This window comes from Paraburkholderia jirisanensis (genome assembly GCF_054782355.1).
Window position 1 is genome coordinate 512726 of record NZ_BAAGSQ010000027.1, and the last position, 21369, is coordinate 534094.

Annotated in this window: 19 protein-coding genes; 12 read left to right on the plus strand and 7 right to left on the minus strand. The window is 64.4% G+C overall.

Annotation, left to right across the window (positions count from 1 at the left end; all coding sequences use genetic code 11):
* Positions 1 to 5 precede the first annotated feature (5 nt).
* Genes ACYVNQ_RS25095 through ACYVNQ_RS25110 form a run of 4 tightly spaced genes read left to right on the plus strand, consistent with a single transcriptional unit; the run spans position 6 to position 2177 of the window.
* A complete protein-coding gene (locus ACYVNQ_RS25095; protein WP_460905775.1) occupies positions 6 to 539 on the plus strand; it encodes a YbaK/EbsC family protein in 534 nt (177 codons plus the stop codon).
* Positions 536 to 772, plus strand: a complete 237-nt coding sequence (locus ACYVNQ_RS25100) for a DUF1289 domain-containing protein (RefSeq protein ID WP_460905778.1) — start codon at positions 536 to 538, stop codon at positions 770 to 772. Before ACYVNQ_RS25095 ends, ACYVNQ_RS25100 begins: the two co-directional genes overlap by 4 nt.
* Positions 769 to 1236, plus strand: coding sequence for a MaoC family dehydratase (locus ACYVNQ_RS25105; RefSeq protein WP_460905781.1), 468 nt, complete (start codon positions 769 to 771; stop codon positions 1234 to 1236). Before ACYVNQ_RS25100 ends, ACYVNQ_RS25105 begins: the two co-directional genes overlap by 4 nt.
* 14 nt (positions 1237 to 1250) lie before the next feature.
* Positions 1251 to 2177, plus strand: coding sequence for an MBL fold metallo-hydrolase (locus tag ACYVNQ_RS25110; RefSeq protein WP_460905784.1), 927 nt, complete (start codon positions 1251 to 1253; stop codon positions 2175 to 2177).
* A gap of 331 nt (positions 2178 to 2508) precedes the next feature.
* Here the strand turns inward: ACYVNQ_RS25110 and ACYVNQ_RS25115 are convergent, their stop codons facing one another.
* Positions 2509 to 3399, minus strand: coding sequence for an alpha/beta fold hydrolase (locus ACYVNQ_RS25115; protein WP_460905787.1), 891 nt, complete (start codon positions 3397 to 3399; stop codon positions 2509 to 2511).
* Between the two features lie 269 nt (positions 3400 to 3668).
* On the opposite strand from ACYVNQ_RS25115, the gene ACYVNQ_RS25120 reads away from it, so the two are divergent.
* Positions 3669 to 4628, plus strand: a complete 960-nt coding sequence (locus tag ACYVNQ_RS25120; RefSeq protein ID WP_460905790.1) for an NAD(P)H-dependent flavin oxidoreductase — start codon at positions 3669 to 3671, stop codon at positions 4626 to 4628.
* A gap of 27 nt (positions 4629 to 4655) precedes the next feature.
* Here the strand turns inward: ACYVNQ_RS25120 and ACYVNQ_RS25125 are convergent, their stop codons facing one another.
* From ACYVNQ_RS25125 to ACYVNQ_RS25150, 6 genes are all read right to left on the minus strand, one after another.
* The gene (locus tag ACYVNQ_RS25125; protein ID WP_460905793.1) at positions 4656 to 8417 is read right to left on the minus strand and encodes a methylmalonyl-CoA mutase family protein; all 3762 of its coding nucleotides are present in this window, start codon (positions 8415 to 8417) and stop codon (positions 4656 to 4658) included.
* A 135-nt stretch (positions 8418 to 8552) separates the two neighbouring features.
* Positions 8553 to 9491, minus strand: coding sequence for a LysR family transcriptional regulator (locus ACYVNQ_RS25130; protein WP_460905797.1), 939 nt, complete (start codon positions 9489 to 9491; stop codon positions 8553 to 8555).
* 179 nt (positions 9492 to 9670) lie between these two features.
* Complete coding sequence (locus ACYVNQ_RS25135; RefSeq protein WP_460905800.1) at positions 9671 to 9973, minus strand: type II toxin-antitoxin system RelE/ParE family toxin; 303 nt, start codon at positions 9971 to 9973, stop codon at positions 9671 to 9673.
* A gap of 31 nt (positions 9974 to 10004) precedes the next feature.
* Positions 10005 to 10241, minus strand: coding sequence for a type II toxin-antitoxin system ParD family antitoxin (locus tag ACYVNQ_RS25140; protein WP_460905803.1), 237 nt, complete (start codon positions 10239 to 10241; stop codon positions 10005 to 10007).
* A 194-nt stretch (positions 10242 to 10435) separates the two neighbouring features.
* A complete protein-coding gene (locus tag ACYVNQ_RS25145) occupies positions 10436 to 11512 on the minus strand; it encodes a porin (protein ID WP_460905806.1) in 1077 nt (358 codons plus the stop codon).
* Between the two features lie 505 nt (positions 11513 to 12017).
* Positions 12018 to 12377: a hypothetical protein gene (locus ACYVNQ_RS25150; RefSeq protein WP_460905809.1), complete on the minus strand. Its 360-nt coding sequence runs from the start codon at positions 12375 to 12377 to the stop codon at positions 12018 to 12020.
* A 658-nt stretch (positions 12378 to 13035) separates the two neighbouring features.
* Here ACYVNQ_RS25150 and ACYVNQ_RS25155 point away from each other — a divergent pair.
* The 7 genes from ACYVNQ_RS25155 (at position 13036) to ACYVNQ_RS25185 (ending at position 21303) form a co-directional block, all read left to right on the plus strand.
* Positions 13036 to 14076, plus strand: a complete 1041-nt coding sequence (locus ACYVNQ_RS25155) for a bile acid:sodium symporter family protein (protein ID WP_460905813.1) — start codon at positions 13036 to 13038, stop codon at positions 14074 to 14076.
* 276 nt (positions 14077 to 14352) lie between these two features.
* Positions 14353 to 16200: an EAL domain-containing protein gene (locus tag ACYVNQ_RS25160; RefSeq protein ID WP_460905816.1), complete on the plus strand. Its 1848-nt coding sequence runs from the start codon at positions 14353 to 14355 to the stop codon at positions 16198 to 16200.
* 355 nt (positions 16201 to 16555) lie between these two features.
* Complete coding sequence (locus ACYVNQ_RS25165; RefSeq protein ID WP_460905819.1) at positions 16556 to 17542, plus strand: LacI family DNA-binding transcriptional regulator; 987 nt, start codon at positions 16556 to 16558, stop codon at positions 17540 to 17542.
* The gene (locus ACYVNQ_RS25170) at positions 17539 to 18882 is read left to right on the plus strand and encodes an AGE family epimerase/isomerase (RefSeq protein WP_460905822.1); all 1344 of its coding nucleotides are present in this window, start codon (positions 17539 to 17541) and stop codon (positions 18880 to 18882) included. The genes ACYVNQ_RS25165 and ACYVNQ_RS25170 overlap by 4 nt, the downstream gene beginning before the upstream one ends.
* 5 nt (positions 18883 to 18887) lie before the next feature.
* A complete protein-coding gene (locus tag ACYVNQ_RS25175) occupies positions 18888 to 19799 on the plus strand; it encodes a carbohydrate kinase family protein (RefSeq protein ID WP_460905825.1) in 912 nt (303 codons plus the stop codon).
* Positions 19800 to 19926: 127 nt separating this feature from the next.
* Positions 19927 to 20151, plus strand: coding sequence for a hypothetical protein (locus tag ACYVNQ_RS25180; RefSeq protein WP_460905828.1), 225 nt, complete (start codon positions 19927 to 19929; stop codon positions 20149 to 20151).
* Positions 20152 to 20358: 207 nt separating this feature from the next.
* Positions 20359 to 21303, plus strand: a complete 945-nt coding sequence (locus ACYVNQ_RS25185; RefSeq protein WP_460905831.1) for an ion channel — start codon at positions 20359 to 20361, stop codon at positions 21301 to 21303.
* Positions 21304 to 21369: the final 66 nt, after the last annotated feature.

Here is a 21369-nt window from a genome sequence, read left to right on the forward strand (position 1 = left end):
CCACCATGATCGATCCCGCTTCGTCCCAGCGTTCCCCCGCCCACACCGATTTCGATGCGTTGCCCGATTCCGCCCGCCGCGTCGCGCAACTGTTACGCGAACGCGGCCACGCGGGCCACATCGTGATGCTGCCGGAAACCGGCAAGACTTCCGCCGAAGCGGCGGCAGGGCTTGGCTGTTCGGTCGCACAGATCGCCAAGTCGATCCTGTTTCGCCGCCGCGACGACGACGCACCGGTGCTGGTGGTCGCAAGCGGCGCAAACCGCGTCGACGAACAGAAGGTCGCCGCGCAAGTCGGCGCGATCGGCCGGGCCGATGCGAAGTTCGTCCGCGAAATGACCGGCTATGCGATCGGCGGCGTGTGTCCGATCGGCCACGCCACGCCACCGGTCACGCTGATCGACGCCGACCTGTTCGAACTCGACAGCCTGTGGGCCGCGGCCGGCCATCCGCACGCCGTGTTCAACCTGTCGCCGCAGCAACTGGTCGAACTGACCGGCGCGCCGGTCGCGGACGTTGCGCTGCGCGAAGCCCCATGACAACCGTCGACCCGCGCGCGCAGAACCCGACGCAGAACCCGACGCCGGTGCCGTCGCCGTGCATCAACGTGTGCCGGATGAACCCCGCCACCGGCTGGTGCGACGGCTGCCTGCGCACGATCGACGAAATCGCCAGCTGGTCGCTGCTCGACGATACGGCGAAGCGCGCGGTATGGGACGCGATCGACGTGCGCCACGCGCAGCTGGTCGCGCCGCACAAGGTGAACCTATGAGCGACGACGCGCCGCGAGTCGTGACAATCGGCGAGACCTTCAGCACGACGCTGGCACTGCCGCCCGAGTCGATCAAGGCATTCGCGACGCTCGTCAACGATCTGAACCCGCTGCATCACGACGATGCGTATGCGGCGCAAAGCCGGTTCGGCGGCCTGATCGCGTCGGGAACCCAGCCGACCGCACACTGGATGGCGCTGGTGGCCACACATTTCTCGCAGTACGCGCAGCCGCTCGGCCTCGAATTCGACATGAAGCTGAAAAAAGCGGCGCGCAGCGGCGATACGCTGACGCTTTCGTGGCAGGTCACCCGCGCGTTCTGGAAGGCGAGCCTGGGTGGCGACCTCGCGCAGCTCGACGGCAAGGCGGTGAATCAGCACGACGAAGTCGTGCTGCTCGGCAAGGCGACGGTGCTGGTGATGCCGCGAAGCACCGATGCCGCAGCCGGGAGTACCGCGCGATGAATCGACAGCCGGGAATGTTGAACAAACCTTTACCCGCGTCGCTGCGCGTCTTCGAGCGCGGCTGGCTGTCGTCGAACAACGTGCTGATGATCGACCCGACGCGCACTGCGCTCGTCGATACCGGCTATGCGACGCACGCGGAGCAAACCGTCGCGCTGGTACGCCACGCGCTCGGCACGCGGCCGCTCGATCTGATCGTCAATACCCATCTGCACTCCGACCATTGCGGCGGCAACGCGTTGCTGCAGCAGAGCTGGCCATGCACAACGCTGGTGCCTGCCGCCGAAATCGACAAGGTGCGGCAGTGGGACGAAACCCAGCTGAGTTTCCGCGCCACCGGCCAGTTCTGCGCGCCCTTTGTCGCTAACGGCAGTATCGCGCCGGGCGAGCAGCTTCAGTTGGGCTCACTCGACTGGCAGGTACTCGGCGCGCCGGGACACGACCCGCATTCGCTGATGCTGTACTGCGCGAGCGAACGCCTGCTGGTCAGTGCCGACGCGTTATGGGAAAACGGCTTTGGCGTGATTTTTCCGGAACTGGACGGCGCCAGCGGATTCGCCGAACAACAAGCCGTGCTGGAAATGATTGCCGATCTGGACGTGGCCGTAGTGATACCCGGCCACGGTGCGCCGTTTTCGAACGTGCAGCAGGCGCTCGAACGCGCGTTCTCGCGCGTTGCCTGGCTGCGCGAAGATCCGGTGCGCAATGCGAAGAATGCGTTGAAAGTCTTGCTGGTATTCCGGCTGCTCGATATGCGCAGCACGCAGTTCGCGGCGTTGCTCGACATGCTGGAACAGGCGCACACGTTGCGCGCCGCAGCGTCGATGCTGGCGCCGCAGAGCGCGTGGCCGGCACTGCTGCGTCGAATCGTCGAAGAACTGAGCCGCGATGGCGGCCCGTTGCAGATCGACGGCGAGCGTATCAGCGCACGCGCGGCCTAAGCTGCCGAATCGGCTCACGCGCCCCAGGTTGCCTGAGAAGCGGCCTCGATGGCTCGAACCGCCTAAGCTGCCCACGCGCGGCACAAAAAAGAAAGCCGCTCGGCAAGATGGCGAGCGGCGCAATATTTTTTGTGACGTGATCAGCGTCGCTTCGAATAATACTTCTGCTGCCGCCCCGCACGCATCGGTGATTTCCCTAGAAACGCTCACACCGCGCGGCGTTCCTGCCACCGGTGTGTCATAAAGGCAGGCTTTATCGATCCAGCCGATTTACGCTTTGCACATGCTACGGAATCCATAGCATGCAAACCCAAACCGCCCGTACTCGCCGCTACGACTCGATCGCATCGAAAAACCGCATCATCTCGCCAATCAGTTCATCCGGCGCTTCCTCGGGAATGTAATGGCCGCACGGCAGCGCGCGGCCGCTGACGTCGCGCGCCACCTTGCGCCATTCGTCGAGTGGTTCGAAGCATTGCGCGATCACGCCATGCTCGCCCCACAGCACCCGCAGCGGGCAGCCGATCTTGTTGCCGCGCTCGAGGTCCGCGCGGTCGTGTTCGAGGTCGATCGTCGCAGCCGCGCGGTAGTCCTCGCACATCGCATGCACGGCGCCCGGCTGCGCCAGTGCGCGGCGATACGCGGCGAGCGCCTCGGGCGCGAACGGCGCGAGCCCGGCGTGGCGTGAGCTCATCACGCCGTCGACGTACGCGGCCGGGTTCGCCTCGATCAGCGTCTCCGGCAATGGCGCGGGTTGAATCAGGAAGAACCAGTGGAAGTACGCCGTAGCAAACGCACGGTCGGTGCGCTCGTACATGGCGAGCGTCGGCGCGATGTCGAGCAGCATCAGCCGCTCGACCGCAGCCGGATGATCGAGCGCGAGGCGGTGCGCGACGCGCGCGCCGCGATCGTGTGCACATACCAGAAAACGCTGATAGCCGAAGTGACGCATCAACGCCATCTGATCGGCCGCCATCGCGCGCTTCGAGTAGGTCTGGTGCGTCGCGTCGCCCGCCGGCTTGCCCGATGCGCCATAGCCGCGCAGATCGGGCGCGATCACGGTGAAGTGTTGCGCAAGTTGCGGCGCGCACCGATGCCAGATCAAATGATTTTGCGGATGGCCATGCAGCAGCAGCAAAGGCGGGCCCGCACCACCCTTGACTCCATGAATATCCACTTCACCGTCGGCAAACCGAAATGGTGTGAAGTCCTCGAAAAACATCGCTGGGCTCTCGTCGTTGTGAGTCAGCGCATTGTAGAAGCACGGTGTGTCCGCACGTGGTGGGTTAGCCCACTCAAACGTAGAAGCCGAACTCTCCTTCCAACCATTGACAGCACACGAACCCCACCAGCCTCACCTATAATCGAACGATCGTTCTCAAAGCGGCGCAGCACATGCCGGCACGGTCGTCGATCGAGGCCGCCGCTTCCCGTTACACTCATATCACCGGTGTGCAATGCAACGCCGGCCGTTCTCAGGAGACTCCCGTCATGGCGCTGCCTGCCGTTCTGCAAAACCTCGCCTTGCCTGTCGTCGCTTCGCCGATGTTCATCGTCAGCTATCCGGAACTCGTACTTGCACAGTGCAAGGCCGGCATCGTCGGCTCGTTTCCGGCGCTCAATGCGCGCCCGGCCGAACGGCTCGGCGAATGGCTCACGCAGATCGAAGCAGCACTTGCCGAACACAAGGCCGCGCATCCGGATGCGGTGATCGGGCCGATCGCCGTCAACCAGATCGTGCATCAGTCGAACGAGCGGCTCGAACACGATGTGCGCGTGTGCGTCGAGCACAAGGTGCCGATCTTCATCACCAGCCTGCGCGCGCCGGCCAGAGAAATCATCGATGCGGTGCACAGCTACGGCGGCATCGTGCTGCATGACGTGATCAACCTGCGTCACGCGCAGAAGGCGCTCGAAGCGGGCGTAGACGGGCTGATCCTCGTTGCCGCGGGCGCCGGCGGACACGCGGGCACGATCTCGCCGTTCGCACTGGTCGGCGAAGTGCGGCGTCTTTTCGATGGGCCGATCGTGCTGTCCGGCGCGATCGCAAATGGCGGTTCGATTCTCGCCGCGCAAGCGATGGGCGCCGATCTCGCATACATGGGCACGCGTTTCATCGCCACCCAGGAAGCGCACGCGATCGACAGCTACAAGCACGCAATCGTCAATGCAAGCGCGGCCGACATCATCTATACGAATCTGTTCACCGGCGTGCACGGCAACTACATTCGCGAAAGCATCGTCGCGGCAGGGCTCGATCCGGACGCGCTGCCGGAATCGGACAAAACGAAAATGGACTTCGCGAGCGACAAGTCCAAGGCATGGCGCGACATCTGGGGCGCCGGGCAAGGCGTCGGACTGATGGACGACGTGCCGGATGTGGCCGGGCTCGTCGCGCGGCTCAAGCAGGAATACGACGACGCGAAGCAGCGGCTCGGGATCGGTCGCTGAGCGGTAGCTACGCGATCCTGTGCGCCGTCACATATTGCGGCGGTACTGCCCGCCCACTTCGAATAGCGCGTGCGAGATCTGCCCCAGCGAGCAGACTCGCACCGCGTCCATCAGCACCGCGAATACATTCTGATCGTCGATCACTGCGCGCCGCAGACGCTCGAGCGCAGCCGGCGCGCCGTCGCGATGCCGCTCCTGAAACGCACGCAAGCGCGCCAGCTGACCTTGTTTTTCCTCATCGGTCGAGCGCGCCAGTTCGATCGGCGGCGGCGCATCGTGTGCATGCGCACCGAGAAACGTGTTCACGCCGACAATCGGATACGAGCCATCATGTTTGCGGTGTTCGTACAACATCGACTCGTCCTGAATCCGGCCGCGCTGATAGCCGGTTTCCATCGCGCCCAGCACGCCGCCGCGCTCGGTCAGCCGGTCGAATTCGGCGAGCACCGCGGCTTCCACCAGATCGGTCAATTCGTCGATGATGAAACTGCCCTGGCTCGGGTTCTGGTTCTTCGCCAGCCCCCATTCGCGGTTGATGATCAGCTGGATCGCCATCGCGCGCCGCACCGAATCTTCGGTCGGCGTGGTGATCGCTTCGTCGAACGCGTTGGTGTGCAGCGAGTTGCAGTTGTCGTAGATCGCGATCAGCGCCTGCAGCGTGGTGCGGATATCGTTGAAATCGATCTCCTGCGCATGCAGGCTGCGGCCTGACGTCTGCACGTGGTACTTGAGCTTCTGGCTGCGTTCGTTCGCGCCGTAGCGTTCGCGCATTGCGATCGCCCAGATGCGCCGCGCGACGCGGCCAAGCACCGTGTATTCCGGGTCCATGCCGTTCGAGAAGAAGAACGACAGGTTCGGCGCGAAATCGTCGATCGACATGCCGCGCGCGAGATAGGCTTCGACATACGTGAAGCCGTTGGCGAGCGTGTACGCGAGCTGCGAGATCGGATTCGCGCCGGCCTCCGCGATGTGATAGCCCGAGATCGACACCGAATAGAAATTGCGCACGCCGTGCTCGACGAAATACGCCTGGATGTCGCCCATTACTTTCAGGCTGAACTCGGTGGAGAAGATGCAGGTGTTCTGCCCCTGGTCTTCTTTCAGGATGTCGGCCTGCACGGTGCCGCGCGCGTTTTGCAACGCGTTGCGACGCGCCTGCTCGAGTTCGTCGGCGTTCGCCGCGCGGCCTTGCTGCTGCGCGTGGGCCTGCGCGCGCCCGATCTGCTGGTCGATCGCCACGTTGAAGAACATCGCGAGGATCGCCGGCGCCGGGCCGTTGATCGTCATCGACACCGATGTGTCGGGCGCGCACAGATCGAAGCCGTCGTAGAGCGTTTTCATATCGTCGAGCGTGGCGACCGACACGCCCGAATTGCCCACCTTGCCGTAGATGTCCGGCCGTTCGTGCGGCTCCTCGCCGTATAGCGTGACTGAGTCGAATGCAGTCGACAGCCGTTTGGCCGGCATCCCCGCCGACAGCAATCTGAAGCGCCGGTTGGTACGGAACGGATCGCCTTCGCCGGCGAACATCCGCGTCGGATCTTCGTTTTCGCGGCGGAACGGAAACACGCCCGCGGTGAACGGGAAGTAACCGGGCAGGTTATCGAGCATCAACCAGCGCAGGATTTCGCCGGGATCGGTGAACTTCGGCAGCGCCACCTTGCGGACGATCGAGCCCGATAGCGTTTCGACCGTCAGCGCGGTGCGGATCTCGCGCTCGCGAATCTTCACGATGTGCTCGTCGCCTGAGTAGGCGGCGACGGTTTGCGGCCATGCGTTGAGTAGCGCCTGTTCGGGTGCGCCGAGTTGCGCGCTGCGGGCGGCGATCAGCGCGTCGAGCCGGGTGAGGGCGGGGTCCGGTGAGGCGGCGGCGGGCGTTTTATCGTGTGCGCCGGCGGTCGTCGCGCTCGGGCCATCTGCGGTGTGTTGTGCTGACGCTCCGCCGGTGCGTTGTGCTGATGCTTCGCCGGTGTGCTGTGCTGACGCTCCGCCGGTGTGCTGTGCTGATGCTCCGCCGGTGTGCTGTGCTGATGCTCCGCCGGTGTGCTGCGTCGACACTTCGTCGCTGTGCTGTACGGCCGCTTCGCCGGCCAGCATGCGCCGCGCTTCGCTCAGCTGCCAGCGCTCGCGCGCCACGCGCGCCTGCTGCTCGGCATGCGCGCGGTACGTGCGCACCGTCTGCGCGACGTCCGACAGATAGCGCACGCGCTCCGGCGGCACGATTGCGTTGCGGCCGCTCGAATGGCGAGTCTTTTCCATCAGTGGCAGACGCGCGTTGCCGTCGCGTAACCCACGTGCGCGCAGCGCCGGCGCGATGTGCTGATACAGCGCGGTCACGCCGTCGTCGTTGAAGCGCGACGCAATCGTGCCGAACACCGGCATCTTGTCGGGCGCGCTCGCAAAATCCGCGCGATTGCGCTGCACCTGCTTTGCCACGTCGCGCAGCGCGTCGGCCGCGCCCTTGCGGTCGAACTTGTTGATCGCGACGAAATCGGCGAAGTCCAGCATGTCGATTTTCTCGAGCTGGCTCGCGGCGCCGAATTCCGGCGTCATCACGTACAGCGACACGTCCACATGCGGCACGATCGCGGCATCGCCCTGGCCGATGCCCGACGTCTCGACGACGATCAGCTCGAAGCCTGCTGCCTTGCATGCGTCGATCGCATCGGGCAGCGCGTTCGAGATTTCGCTCGACGCTTCCCGCGTCGCCATCGAGCGCATGAACACGCGCGAGCCTGCGCCCCAATCGCCGATCGCGTTCATGCGGATGCGGTCGCCAAGCAGTGCACCGCCTGACTTGCGGCGCGATGGATCGATCGCTAGCACGGCGATGCTCAATGTGTCGTCGTAGTCGAGGCGAAAGCGGCGGATCAGTTCGTCGGTCAGCGAAGACTTGCCGGCGCCACCGGTGCCGGTGATGCCGAGCACGGGTACGGACGACGCTTGTGCGGCTGGTGCAAGGGCGGTGCGAATTGCGTCCGTGCTATGGCCGGCTTCGAGCGCGGTGACCAGTTGCGCGAGTTTGCGGTAGACGGGGGTGAAGCGGTCGGAATCTGCGGCGGGCGTGTGCGGGGCGAGAAAGGTTTCGTCTGCGTGTAACGCGCCGGGAATTTGCGCGGCCAGTTGTTCGGGCGCGGTTGCGCTGGGGTTTGCGCTGGGGTTTGCGCTGGGGTTTGCGCTGGGGTTTGCGCTGGGGTTTGCGCTGGGGTTTGCGCTGGGGTTTGCGCTGGGGTTTGCGCTGGGGTTTGCGCCGGGGTTTGTGCCACCCGCCGCATCCGCGGCTACTTCATCGCTACGCGCCGCGCTCGCACAGCGCGCGATCATGTCGTCGATCATGCCTTGCAGGCCGAGACGCTGACCGTCCTGCGGTGAGTAGATTTTCTCTACGCCATACTGCTCGAGTTCGGTTATTTCATGCGGCACGATCACGCCGCCGCCGCCGCCGAACACCTTGATGCGCTGTCCGCCGCGTGCGCGCAGCAGATCGACCAGATAGCGGAAATATTCGACGTGTCCGCCCTGATAGCTGGACACTGCGACACCGTCTGCATCTTCATGCAGCGCGGCGGTCGCGACTTCGTCGACGGAGCGGTTGTGCCCGAGATGGATCACCTCGACGCCGCTTGCCTGCAGAATGCGCCGCATGATGTTGATCGATGCGTCGTGGCCGTCGAACAGCGCGGCAGCAGTGACGAAACGCAGGCGCCGCGGCGGCGCGGATGCGATAGCAGACGACTGCGCGGACGGCTGGTGACCGCCGATGCGCTGCGGCGTGGAAAGATCGGTCATGTCTCCCCCGGTTCGTTTGCCGCGTGACGCAGTGGTCACGCGGTGCGGGTGCTGGCTGCCAGTATATCGAAACGCCCAGCGCGGGATGGACCGGCGCAAGCGGCCTCGCGACCGGGTGATGCGGTGTGCGGCGCGTCACCTCACCGCAAGCGCACACACCTGCTCGAGCGTCGGCCACAGCGTCTCGCTCGCAAACCGCTCGGCCAGAAAATCGACATACGAGCGCACCTTCGCCGACAGATGCCGGCGGCTCGCGTACACGATGTGAATCGGCAACTCGCGCGGCGGCAACTCGTCAACCAGCAGCGGCACGAGCCGCCCTTCGGCGAGATCGTCGCCGACCACCTCGGTACCGAGCAATCCTAGCGCCGCGCCTTGCAACACGACCACGCGCAGTGCCTCCAGATGGTTGACGACCATATTGCCCGCCATCCGCAACGGCGCATTGCCCGCCCGTACGCCGGCGAGGAGATCCAGCACCGAGCGTCCCGCATATTCGATGAAGTTATGCTGCGCGAGATCGGCGAGCGACTTCGGCACGCCGTGCCGCCGCAGATATTCCGGCGACGCGCACAGCACCAGGTGGGCGGTCGCCACCTGCCGCGCGATCAGCGACGACGACTTCAAGCCGCTCGGCGAAGCCCGGATCGCGACGTCGAAACCCTCGTCGATCAGCTCGACCACGCGGTCCGACAGCGTGATGTCGACCGTCACCTGCGGATGCAGCGTCGCGTAATCGGCAGTCGCGCTCATCACGTGCCGCAGCCCGAACGCCGACAGCGAGCTGATGCGCAGGCGCCCTTGCGGCACCACGCTCGCCGCGCCGACCGCCTGCTCCGCTTCGTCCAGTTCGACCAGCACCTGGCTCAGGCGCTCGTAGTATTCGCGGCCCGCCTCGGTGGTGGCGACGCGGCGCGTCGTGCGGTTCAGCAGCCGCGCGCCGAGCTGCTGTTCGAGATGCATCACGTGCTTGCTCGCCATCGCCGCCGACATCTCCATCCGCTCCGCCGCGCCGACAAAGCTGCCGACTTCGACGACGTGACGAAACACTTTCATGCTGATCAAGGTGTCCATGGCAATCGCTCGCGACAGGAATCAATCGATTAGATTCCATGGACTTTATCAAAGGACAGTCGATAAAGCGCGTGACGTAACTTCACCATGGGAAACACCCACGAGTCGAATCGGTGTCCAACTTTGGGGGGTAGTTCAGACCGTCGGATGCACGTAGCCGTTGTGTCGTGTGGATGGTTTCAGTGAAACGTGCTGTCATCGCTTGACAGCCACGCCGGAATATCGCGTTTGCCGTTGAGCACGCGCCAAACCTCGACGTGGTCCTCACGCTCAATGTAGAAGATCAGATGCGGATAGCGCTCGAGCGGCCACGACCGCAGCCCCGGTATGTCCAGTTCATAACCATAACGTGGGGACCCAATATCAGGGTGCTTCGCGAGGCGCGCATAGGCTTGCTCGATCTCCGCAATGAACCCGAGCGCGGCTTGCTCCGAGCCTTCGTCCACGAGGTAGTGGGTCAGCTCGGTTTCCACATCCTGCATTGCCATCCGGGTCGGGATGACTGGCTACCCCTCATTTACGCGAGGTACGCACGCGTGCGCGCAGCGAGTCGAAATATCCGGTGTCGACCGGAGCTGTGAGACCTGACGTCGCGCCTTGCAGGATAAGCGTACGCAAATGCATGCGCTGCTGATCCTTGCGGATCAGTTCGCGCACATACTCGCTGCTTGTGCCATAGCCGCACTCGCTGACCTGCTCGTCGACGTAGTCCTTCAGCGAATCTGGGAGGGAAATGTTCATCGTACTCATGCAAGGCAGCCTACAGAGTTTGGCAAATTTTGCCAAGGCGTCGTCTGGGCGTCCCCGGACAGACCTCGGTCAACATTCGAGAGCCCCGCACGAGTTCTCTGGGAGGTGTCCTGCTTCAGTCGACCGTCCGCCAACTTACCGCTGTCGTGATCCGACATGGATACGTGACAGGCGACGGATGGTCACCGTGCCGTTCAGAACTTCGCCCGCATCCCCACGCCGAACGTGTCGCCGGTCGACTGGCCGGTGAAGTGATCGTTCAGATACGCAGCGTAGACATCGGTGCGCTTCGACAGCGGATAGTCGTAACCGATCGCCCAGGTCTGATGCGTCTGGTCGAGCCCGCCGCCGTCGCGCGACCACGCGTACGACGCCATCACCGTGCCCGGCCCCGCGGGAATCGTCACGCCACCCTGCGCGGTGTTCACATGCCACGTACCCATCTGCTGGTCGTTCTTCGTGTACATGTACTGGCCGTAGAACTTCACGTACTTCATGTCGTAAGTCAGCCCGAGCTGCCCGACGCCCTGGCTCTTCATGCCGGATACCAGCGTGTCCAGATCGGTCGGATCGTTGTTGAAGTTCACGTACTGATAGACGCCGGTCGCCGCGAACGGACCGTTGAAGTACAAAAACTGCACGCTGTATTTCTTCGAGCCGTTCTGCCCGGCAGAATTGCCGAAGGCGTACATCGCGCTGCCGGAGAGGCCGCCGAAGCTCGGCGTCGAGTACTGGATCGCATTGTTCCACCCCGAATCGCCGACCACGCCCTGGTCGGTCGTGTAGGTCGGGAACGTGCCGAGGCCGAGGAACACGTGATACACCATCGGCGAGAACACATACGAATCGATAAACGGATTGAACAGGATCGTCGATACGAACAGATGCGTGGTCAACCGTCCGGCGGTCACTGTGCCGTACGGCGATTCGATGCCGACGTACGCGTTGCGCGCAAAAAACGTATCGCCGTCGAAGCGGCCGAAGCGGCCGTTCTGGGCACGGAAGAAATCTTCCAGCGTGAAGATCGCCTTGACTCCGTTGCCGAGATCTTCGGAACCCTTGATACCCCAGTAGGACGTCGACATGCCGCCGCCCGACACCTGCCACGCCCGCTGTCCGCCCGGAAACTTCTGCGCGCCAACCCATTCGTCAACCTGACCATATAGCTGCACGCTCGACTGCGCGAACGCGGCACCTGCACCAGCCATGAGCGCGGCCACGGCGCTCACCTTCAGCAGGGTGCGCGAGGCACCGCTGATCGTTGTTCTCATGCGTTCTCCTGTCTTTGTCAAAAGGGATCCGGCTGGGGCGGGGCGCTCGTCCGTTGTTGTGCGTTGTCGCGCGTTGTCGATTCCGGATCGAGCCAATCTGGGCCGGGGTCATCTTTGCGGACAATCCCTGTGGACAAAAACATCTGCGCTTATTGCGGGTATAGCGGTCCGGGTAGTTTGGTCAGCAGGCAGGGCGCCGCGGCACGTGGGAAGTGCGCGCGCCGGCGCCGCCGCCATCACGCGGCACGGCGGAAAAGCCTGTAGGGAAACGGACTGGCTGAGATGTTCGGGCGCGCGCTGCGCACGCACGTTGCGACGCAGCGGTGAGGGCGGGATGAACCAGAGAATGTGTCGACGGGACGCGCGACGTCTGAGCGGTGTGGCGTGTTCACGTCACATCGAAACGCGTTCGATGCGGCGAGTGCAACAGGCTTACGCGAATGAAAGCCGCGCGACGACAGTTGAACCAGCGAAAGCGAGAATCACCGACGTCGGCGAAACGCCGCTAGTTGCGATACTGAGAGGCACCCTGCTGACGGCCGGAGTCGACCGGGGGACGCGTAATCTGACGGGACACGCGCTCTTCGTTATAGCGCGCGACGTCATCGCGTATCGAGCCGGTATGCATGGACTGACCGTTCGATGGCGGGTGCGGCACCCCACGCGTCTCGGCGCTGACCTGCGTGATCGCGCCTGCGTATTGCACGCCGGCGTACTGCATCGCGGGCCGCGCCACCAAACGATACTTTGCGTCGAACAGATGAACGTTTTCCGCCGGGCTAGCCAGCACAGAGCCATAAGCGACAGGCCGAACATCCACGCGGTGCGGTGCACGCGACGGGTTCGCATGGGCGACCGACAGCACGGCCGCGAATACCGCGCCGACTAGTCCAACCCGCCAAAACCTTGTTCGAAAATGTCCTGCGCTCACAATGAATTACCCGCCGACGGCGAGGCCGATGCGGTGCGCTGTCCGGATAACGGCGCGACCTGCTGCGGAACGCTTGGGAATTCCCGGCCCACATGGGCTGCCCATACGGGTTACCCATATGGTGCATCTATCAACGTGCCGACGGCCTTTCAGCAGTAATTTATGGGTGCCTCCTGGTGGTGTCGAGGCAAAAAATGTTATGCCCTCGGCAGGGTTGTAACACCATGTTACGGTCGTTTTTCCGCGCCCCGCGCAGTATGGAAATCGCACGGTTCGCGCCCTCAGAAAAGGCTTTCGCCATACATAAGGCGCGCATCGAATCTGTTGCAAAACGACGCACGCCTACCCCTCCAGATCTTCGTCAGAACATCGACGACTGCAATCGCTGACCACGCGCAGCGCAACTCCGGCAACAGCGGTCGCCCATGCACCCCCGCCTCACGCCAAACGCCTGACGAATGGATAACAACGCTTTCATGCGCCGTCCACATTAATCAATTCGGCAAATGAATTTGCCTGGTTAATGCATTTGCATGGAAAATACGTGTTTTCCCTAATGTAGCCGCGTCGCTCCGCATCGAGATAACAAGAAATGGCTCGCCCGAAACTGCTTCCGGACAACTTCACGCTGTGCCTCGTCGGCACGGTGATCCTCGCCAGCTTTTTGCCCGTGCACGGGCAGGCCGCCGCGGCGTTCAACTGGGTGACGGACATTGCAGTCGGCCTGCTGTTCTTCCTGCACGGCGCCAAGCTGTCGCGCGAGGCGATCGTCGCCGGCGCGACGCACTGGCGCCTTCACCTGGTCGTGCTGCTAAGCACGTTCGCGCTGTTTCCGCTGCTCGGCCTCGCGCTCAAGCCGCTTCTTGCGCCGATCGTCACGCCAGCGCTCTATGTCGGCATCCTCTTCCTTTGCACGCTGCCTTCGACGGTTCAGTCGTCGATCGCCTTCACTTCGATAGCCAAGGGCAATGTGCCCGCCGCCGTATGCAGCGCTTCGGCATCCAGCCTGCTCGGCATCTTCATCACGCCCGCGCTCGTCAGTGTGATCGTGACCAACCAGAGCGCCGGCGGCACGTCGCCCTGGCATACCGTCTGGAACATCGTGCTGCAACTGCTGGTGCCGTTTGTCGGCGGCCAGCTGCTGCGGCCGCTGATCGGCGCGTGGATCGACCGCAACCGCGGCGTGCTGAAGTACGTCGACCAGGGCTCGATCCTGCTGGTGGTCTATGCCGCGTTCAGCGAGGCCGTGACCGAAGGCCTGTGGCATCACATCCCGCTTTCCGCGCTGGGGGGGCTGGTGGTCGCGTGTGCGGTGCTTCTCGCGCTTGCGCTTGGGCTGACGATGCTTGTCAGCAAGCGCCTGGGCTTCAACCGCGCCGACCAGATCACGATCATCTTCTGCGGTTCGAAGAAGAGTCTTGCCGCCGGCGTGCCGATGGCCAAGGTGATCTTCGCCACCCACGCCGTGGGCGCCGCCGTGTTGCCGCTGATGCTGTTCCACCAGGTGCAGTTGATGACGTGTGCCGCTCTCGCGCAACGCTGGGGCGCCCGCGACGCCAAAGCGCAGAAGCACGCGGGCACGCAGGACGCTGCGGGCACTGTGAGCCGCGGCCAGATGGGCCCGCGAGCCTGAAAAGACATTCATACACTCTCTCCCTGAGACTGTTCGACGAAAGCCGCTCGATGCGGCTTTTTGTTTGCCTGCCGTTGTTGCCGCTTCGTTGCAACGTCGTTATTTCACCGTGAGCGCGGCCCGGCGTCAGCCTGGCCGGATGGCATAAGCAAAAAACGCCGCGCCCGCAGCACGCCCGCAAGCACGCCCGCACGGCCGCAAAATGTCATGAAAAATTCACTCAAGTCGCGAGGCTCGCCGCCGATATGACGAACATCCCCCGTTTGGCAGTTCGCCATGTCACTTCGCCTGTCTGCCCGGTCCCGCGCTCCGCGCGTCGCTGAACTGATCGCCGGACGCGGCTTGTCCGCCGTGTTCCAGCCGATCGTCAATTTCGAGGGCGGCGCGATCCTCGGCTACGAGGGGCTGATTCGCGGTCCGGCCGGCTCCGATCTCGAAACGCCGTTTGCGCTGTTCGAGCAGGCTGAGGCTGAAGGCGTGGCGATCGCGCTCGAGCGCGCCGCCGCGCGCACCTGCATCGAGGCCTTCGCGCGCCTCGCCTGCGACGGCAAGCTGTTCCTGAATTTCAGCGCCGGCGCGATCCGGCAGCTGGCCGACGCGCGCGACGAGACCTTCGCGCTGCTGTCCGACGCGGGCGTCGACCCGAGCCGCATCGTGATCGAGATGACCGAGCAGAGCGCGATTCCGGACATGAACAACGTGCTGCCCGCGATCGCGAAGCTGCGCACCACGGGCGCGCAATTCGCGCTCGACGACTACGGCACCGCGAACGCGAGCATGAGCCTGTGGGTGCGGCTGCGACCGGACGTCGTGAAGATCGACCGCTTCTTTATCCATGACATCGCCAGCGATCCGTTGAAGTTCGAAGCGGTGAAAGCGATGCAGTACTTCGCAACCGCGAGCGGTGCGACGCTGGTGGCCGAAGGCATCGAGAACGAGGCCGACCTGATCGTGGTGCGCGACATGGGCATCGACTGCGGCCAGGGCTACTTCTTCGGCAAGCCGAATGCACGGCCGCGGCGCACGGTCGGCGACGAGGCGCGCGAGGCGCTTCGCGCGGGTCATATCGCGGTGTTTCCGGAAGCCACCCGCACGCTGTCCGCGTCGCCGTCCGGCGGCATGGCCTCGGCGAAAATGATCGTGCCGGCGCCGGCCCTGCCGCGTCACGCGACCAACAACGACGTGCTCGATCTGTTCAACCGCCTGCCGCATCTGCATGCGCTCGCGGTGGTCGAACACGACGAACCGGTGGCGCTGATCAATCGCCGCGCGTTCATGGACCGCTACGCGCTGCCGTATCACCGCGAGCTGTTCGGCAAACGGCCATGCCTGCTATTCGCAAACGAATCGCCGGTGATCATCGAGAAGTCGATGACGGTCGAGCAGATGGCGAAGCTGCTCGCCAGCGACGATCAACGCTATCTGGCCGACGGCTTCGTGATCACCGACAACGGCCACTACGCCGGCCTCGGCACCGGCGAGAACCTGGTGCGCGCGGTGACCGAAGTGCGCATCGAAGCGGCGCGCTACGCGAACCCGCTGACCTTCCTGCCGGGCAACATTCCGATCAGTTCGCACATCAACCGGCTACTGGGCAATCGCGCCGGTTTTCACGCGTGCTACGTCGACCTGAACCACTTCAAGCCATTCAACGATCAGTACGGCTACTGGCAAGGCGACGAAGTGCTGAAGTTCGCCGCAGCGGTGCTCGCGGACGTGTGCGATCCGACCCGCGATTTCCTCGGCCACGTCGGCGGCGACGACTTCCTGATCCTGTTCCAGAGCGAAGATTGCATCGCGCGCGCGAGCCGCGCGATTCTCGGGTTCAATGAAGGCGCGCGGCGCTTCTATGCGCCGGCCGACCGGCTGGCCGGCGGCATCCACGGCGAAGACCGGCGTGGCAATCCGACCTTCTTCGGCTTCGTCACGATGGCGATCGGCTGCGTGCACGTGCAGCCCGATTTCGCGGGCACGCTTTACAGCAGCGAGGACATCGCTTCGGTGGCGGCACTCGCGAAACGCCGCGCGAAACAGCGGGCCTCGGGGCTGGTGGTGATCGACGCCGGCGAAAGCGAAGCGATGATGGACCGGCGTACCGACGCGGCGCCGGCGAGCATCAACTGAATACCGGCTGAGCCACGCGTCGTCACAGCGATGGCCCGCTTGCAGTAACTCCTCTTTTTCCCTCTTTCGATTTTCACGCTGCGGCTGTACTTCGATGCGAAGTGCAGCCTGCTCGTGCTGACGGTCCGCTCTTCGAGCGAGCGGGCACGCGGCGAGACGGCACTCAAGCTTTCGCACAGACCGCCGCATAAGTCTTCCATTGGCACGCCCTGTTTAGCTGTTTTACTAAACGACCACTTACTGCAAGAGCGCTTCATATACGGGTATCTCCGCGTATCGATAGCCCTGCCAGTTGGGTTTCTGCGACAATTTTTACTATACAATCGCCCGAACTCAAAACAGCCTCCAGATTCAGATGGCCACCACCATCCGCGACGTCGCCCGTGCCGCCAGCGTGTCGATCGGCACCGTGTCACGCGCGCTGAAAAACCAGCCGGGCCTGTCCGACGCCACCCGCGTGCGCGTCGTCGAAACGGCGCGCCGCCTCGGCTACGACGCCGCCCAGCTGCGCCCGCGCATTCGCCGCCTCACCTTCCTGCTGCATCGCCAGCACAACAACTTCGCGGCTAGCCCGTTCTTCTCGCACGTGCTGCACGGCGTCGAAGACGCGTGCCGCGAGCGCGGCATCGTGCCGTCGGTGCTGACCGCCGGCCCCACCGAAGACGTCGTGCAGCAGATGCGCCTGCACGCACCGGACGCGATCGCCGTCGCCGGTTTCGTCGAACCGGAAACGCTCGCGACGCTCGCCGCGATGCAGCGCCCGCTGGTGCTGATCGACCTGTGGGCACCCGGCTTGCGCTCGGTGAATCTCGACAATGCGGCCGGCGCCGCGCTCGCGATGCGCCACCTGTTCGAGCAGAAGCGCACGCGCGTCGCGTTTATCGGCGGCTCGCTCGCGCACTTCAGCATCGCGCAGCGCGCGCTTGGCTATCGCCGCGCGTACTTCGAAGCGGGCCTGCTGTTCGATCCGTCGCTCGAAGTCGCGATCGACGCAGGCCTCGACCCCGACACCGGCGCCGCGCGCGCGATGCAACAGCTGCTCGATGCGCCCGGTGCACGCCCCGATGCGGTGTTCGCGTACAACGACGCGGCCGCGCTCGCCGCGTTGCGCGTGTGCCACGCACGCGGCCTGCGCGTACCCGACGACATCGCGATCGTCGGTTTCGACGATATTCCTGCCGCCGCACATGCGACGCCTCCGCTGTCGACGATTGCCGTCGACAAAGAGGCGCTCGGCCGGCGCGGCGTCGAATTGCTGCTGGAGGACGCGCCCGCTGAACTCGAAGTGCGGCTGCCCGTCCATCTCGTTGTCCGTGCCAGTACTCAGGTGACCCCGTCATGACACGACCCGACACGCTCCAACCCGCTCCCGCCGACGCAGTGAAGGCGCCGGCCGTCAAAAATTTCCGCGACCCGGCGTTCCTGCTCGCGCATATCGACGACACGCTGCGCTTTTACGCGCCGCACGTGCTCGACCCGAGCGGCGGCTTCCACCATTTCCTGCGCGACGACGGGTCGGTCTACAACCACTCGACGCGCCATCTGGTGAGCAGTTGCCGCTTCGTGTTCAACTACTCGATGGCTTACCGCCAGTTCGGCGACCCGCAGCATCTGGAATACGCGCGCCACGGCCTGAAGTTTCTGCACGACGCGCATTGGGACACGCACCACCAGGGCTACGACTGGGAAATCGAATGGCGCGACGGCCACAAGCGCACGCTCGACGCGACGCGCCACTGCTACGGCCTCGCCTTCGTACTGCTCGCGTACGCGCACGCGGCGATGGCCGGCATCGACGAAGCGAAGCCGATGATCGCGGCCACCTTCGACCTGATGGAACACCGCTTCTGGGATGCGGCTGCCGGCCTGTACGCCGACGAAGCGACGCAAGACTGGCGCGTGAGCTCGTATCGCGGCCAGAACGCGAACATGCACACCACCGAAGCGCTGCTCACCGCCTACGAAGCCACCGGCCACCTCGTCTATCTGGACCGCGCGGAACGGGTCGCGTCGAACATCACGCTGCGCCAGGCGAAGCTGTCGCAAGGGCTCGTGTGGGAGCATTTCCACGCAGACTGGTCGGTCGACTGGCACTACAACGAAGAAGACAGCTCAAACATCTTCCGCCCATGGGGCTTTCAGCCGGGCCATCAGACCGAATGGGCGAAGCTGCTGCTGATTCTCGAACGGCACCGGCCGCTGCCGTGGCTGCTGCCGCGCGCGATCGAGCTGTTCGATGCGGCGATGGCCTCCGCATGGGACGACGACCACGGCGGCCTGTACTACGGCTTCGGCCCCGACCGCACGATCTGCGATCACGACAAGTACTTCTGGGTGCAGGCGGAAACCTTCGCGACCGCCGCGCTGCTTGCCAAACGCACCGGCAACGAGCGCTTCTGGGACTGGTACGACGAGATCTGGCGCTACAGCTGGAACCACTTCGTCGATCACCAGTACGGCGCGTGGTACCGCATCCTGACCTGCGACAACCGCAAGTACAGCGATGAAAAGAGCCCGGCCGGCAAGACCGACTATCACACGATGGGTGCGTGCTACGAAGTGCTGAACCACGCGCTGCCCGATACCGCGGCCGCCGCGACGGCTGCCGCAACAGCACACGCGCCGGCCGCGACTGCCGCACGAGCCGCGGCCGCTGAACGACAGAACCAGACCGCACGGTGAGCCCGATGAGCGCAAGCACTGAATTTCCCGTCTTCGTTTCGGCCGGCGACATCCTGACCGATCTCGTGCGCACCGGCGATTCGCACTGGCTGTCGGTGCCGGGCGGCGCCGGCTGGAACGTGGCGCGCGCGGTCGCGCGGCTCGGCTTGCCGACGGCCTGCGCCGGCTCGCTCGGCACCGACTGGTTTTCCGATGAACTGTGGAAAGCCAGTGAAGCCGCCGGGCTCGACATGCGTTTCATGCAGCGCGTCGAGCGCCCGCCGCTGCTCGCGATCGTGCACCAGACGCATCCGCCGACCTACTTCTTCATGGGTGAGAACGGCGCGGACCTCGCGTTCGATCCGCAGCAGTTGCCGCACGGCTGGATCTCGCACGTGCAATGGGCGCACTTCGGCTGCATCAGCCTCGTGCGTCAGCCGCTCGGCGCGACGCTCGCCGCGCTTGCCGCGCAGTTGCGCGCGGCCGGCGTGAAGATCAGCTTCGACCCGAATTACCGCAACCTGATGGAGCACGGCTACGAGCCGACGCTGCGGCAGATGGCAGCGCTCGCCGATCTGATCAAGGTGTCCGACGAAGACCTGCGGATGATCTTCAAGACCTCCGAAGCCGACGCGATCGCACAGCTGCGCGCGCTAAATCCACGCGCGGTGGTGCTGGTCACGCGTGGCGCAGAGCGCGCCACGCTGATCGACGGCGAACAGGTGATCGAAGCGGCGCCGCCGCGCGTCGAGGTGGTGGATACGGTCGGCGCCGGCGATGCGTCGATCGGCGGTTTGCTGTTCAGCCAGATGAGCGCGCCGCAGCGCACGTGGGCCGAGCATCTGGCGTTCGCGCTGGCCGCCGGCGCAGCGGCCTGCCGCCACGCGGGCGCGCATGCGCCGACTCTCGACGAAGTGGTCGCACTGCTTGAGGGCTGAGGTCGCGCTGAGGTCGCGCGCAGATTGCTCTGAGGTCGCGCCTACTGCGGGCCGACTTCGGCAAACACCGCCTGAAAGGCGCGTTTCGACGTGCTAGGATGAAATCTCCTTCCCAAGGAGAAGCATCATGGAGGACGTCACCTACACGAAAGGGCTCTATACGGCGACCGCTACCGTGCGCGAGGTAAATGGCGGCGGACGCTACCAGGGCCTCGTCACGCTGACGCGCGACCAGGGCGACGAGACCGAAAATACGGTCTACGAAGTCGAATCCACCTCGGCCAGTTCGGACGAAGCACTCGAGGAGGCCAAGGCACTCGCGCACCGGATCCTCGGCGAAATCGAACTGTAGCGGCACGGGTAGCGTGAGTGGTGGCGTAGATGCCTGAATGCGGGTGCGGCCGGCGCAGGCACCCCGTACCGCGCGGCAATTGCACCGCCGCTCTGCGACGGCCACTGCGTCGCCGCACGATCCGCAATTCTCGTGACGCACTTGCCTCACAGCGCTGCATGACCCGCGTGCTACGCTTTGCGCGTTTTTATCACGCAGAGAGACGCGATGGCCACAAGCGGCGCACCGGACCGGCGCGAACAGCCGAACCCTCCCCCACGCAAAGGCGGCCGGATCCGCGATCGCACGTTGCACCTGCGTTCGCACACGATCGTCACGCACGGCTTGCCGCTGCGGATCTGGCAAGACCTGTATCACCGCGCGCTGACGATGCGCTGGCCGACGTTCTTTGCTTCGCTGGCCGCATTGTTTCTGCTGCTCAACACGGGCTTTGCAACGCTCTATGTGCTCGGCGGCGCATCGATCGCGAACCAGAATCCGCAGGGGTTCATCGGTGCTTTTTTCTTCAGCGTCGAAACGCTGGCGACGGTCGGCTACGGCGACATGCATCCGCAATCGATCTACGGGCACCTGGTTGCGACACTCGAGATCTTCGTCGGCATGTCGGGCATTGCGCTGGCAACCGGGCTGGTGTTTGCGCGCTTCTCGCGGCCGAAAGCGCAGATCATGTTTGCGAGCGTGGCGGTGGTGCATCCGGTCGAAGGCCTCACGACACTGATGGTGCGCGCCGCGAACGCGCGGCAAAACGTGATTTCCGAGGCCCGCGCGCGGCTGCGGCTGATGCGCATCGAGACCACTGCCGAGGGCTACCGGATCAGGCGGATTCGCGATTTGCAGCTGGTGCGCGATCAACATCCGATGTTCGCGTTCGGCTGGAACCTGATGCACGTGATCGACGACGCGAGCCCGCTATCGGGCGAGACGACCGAATCGCTGGCGCAGCAGGATGCCGAATTGCTGCTGACCATCGAAGGCTCGGACGAGAACACCGCACAGACGATGCAGGCACGGCATTCGTGGCGAAGCGCGGATATTCGCTGGCAGCATCGCTATGTGGATATTCTTCACGAAGAAGGCGCGTCGATTCATCTGGACTACGGGCTGTTCAATGATGCGGTGCCGTTCGTGGCGGAAGAAGTGATTCAGAATTGACGCTTCGTTTTGCGATTTATAGTGCGCGGGTTGGAGTGACCTTAGCTTTCGCCGATCGAGTTCTGA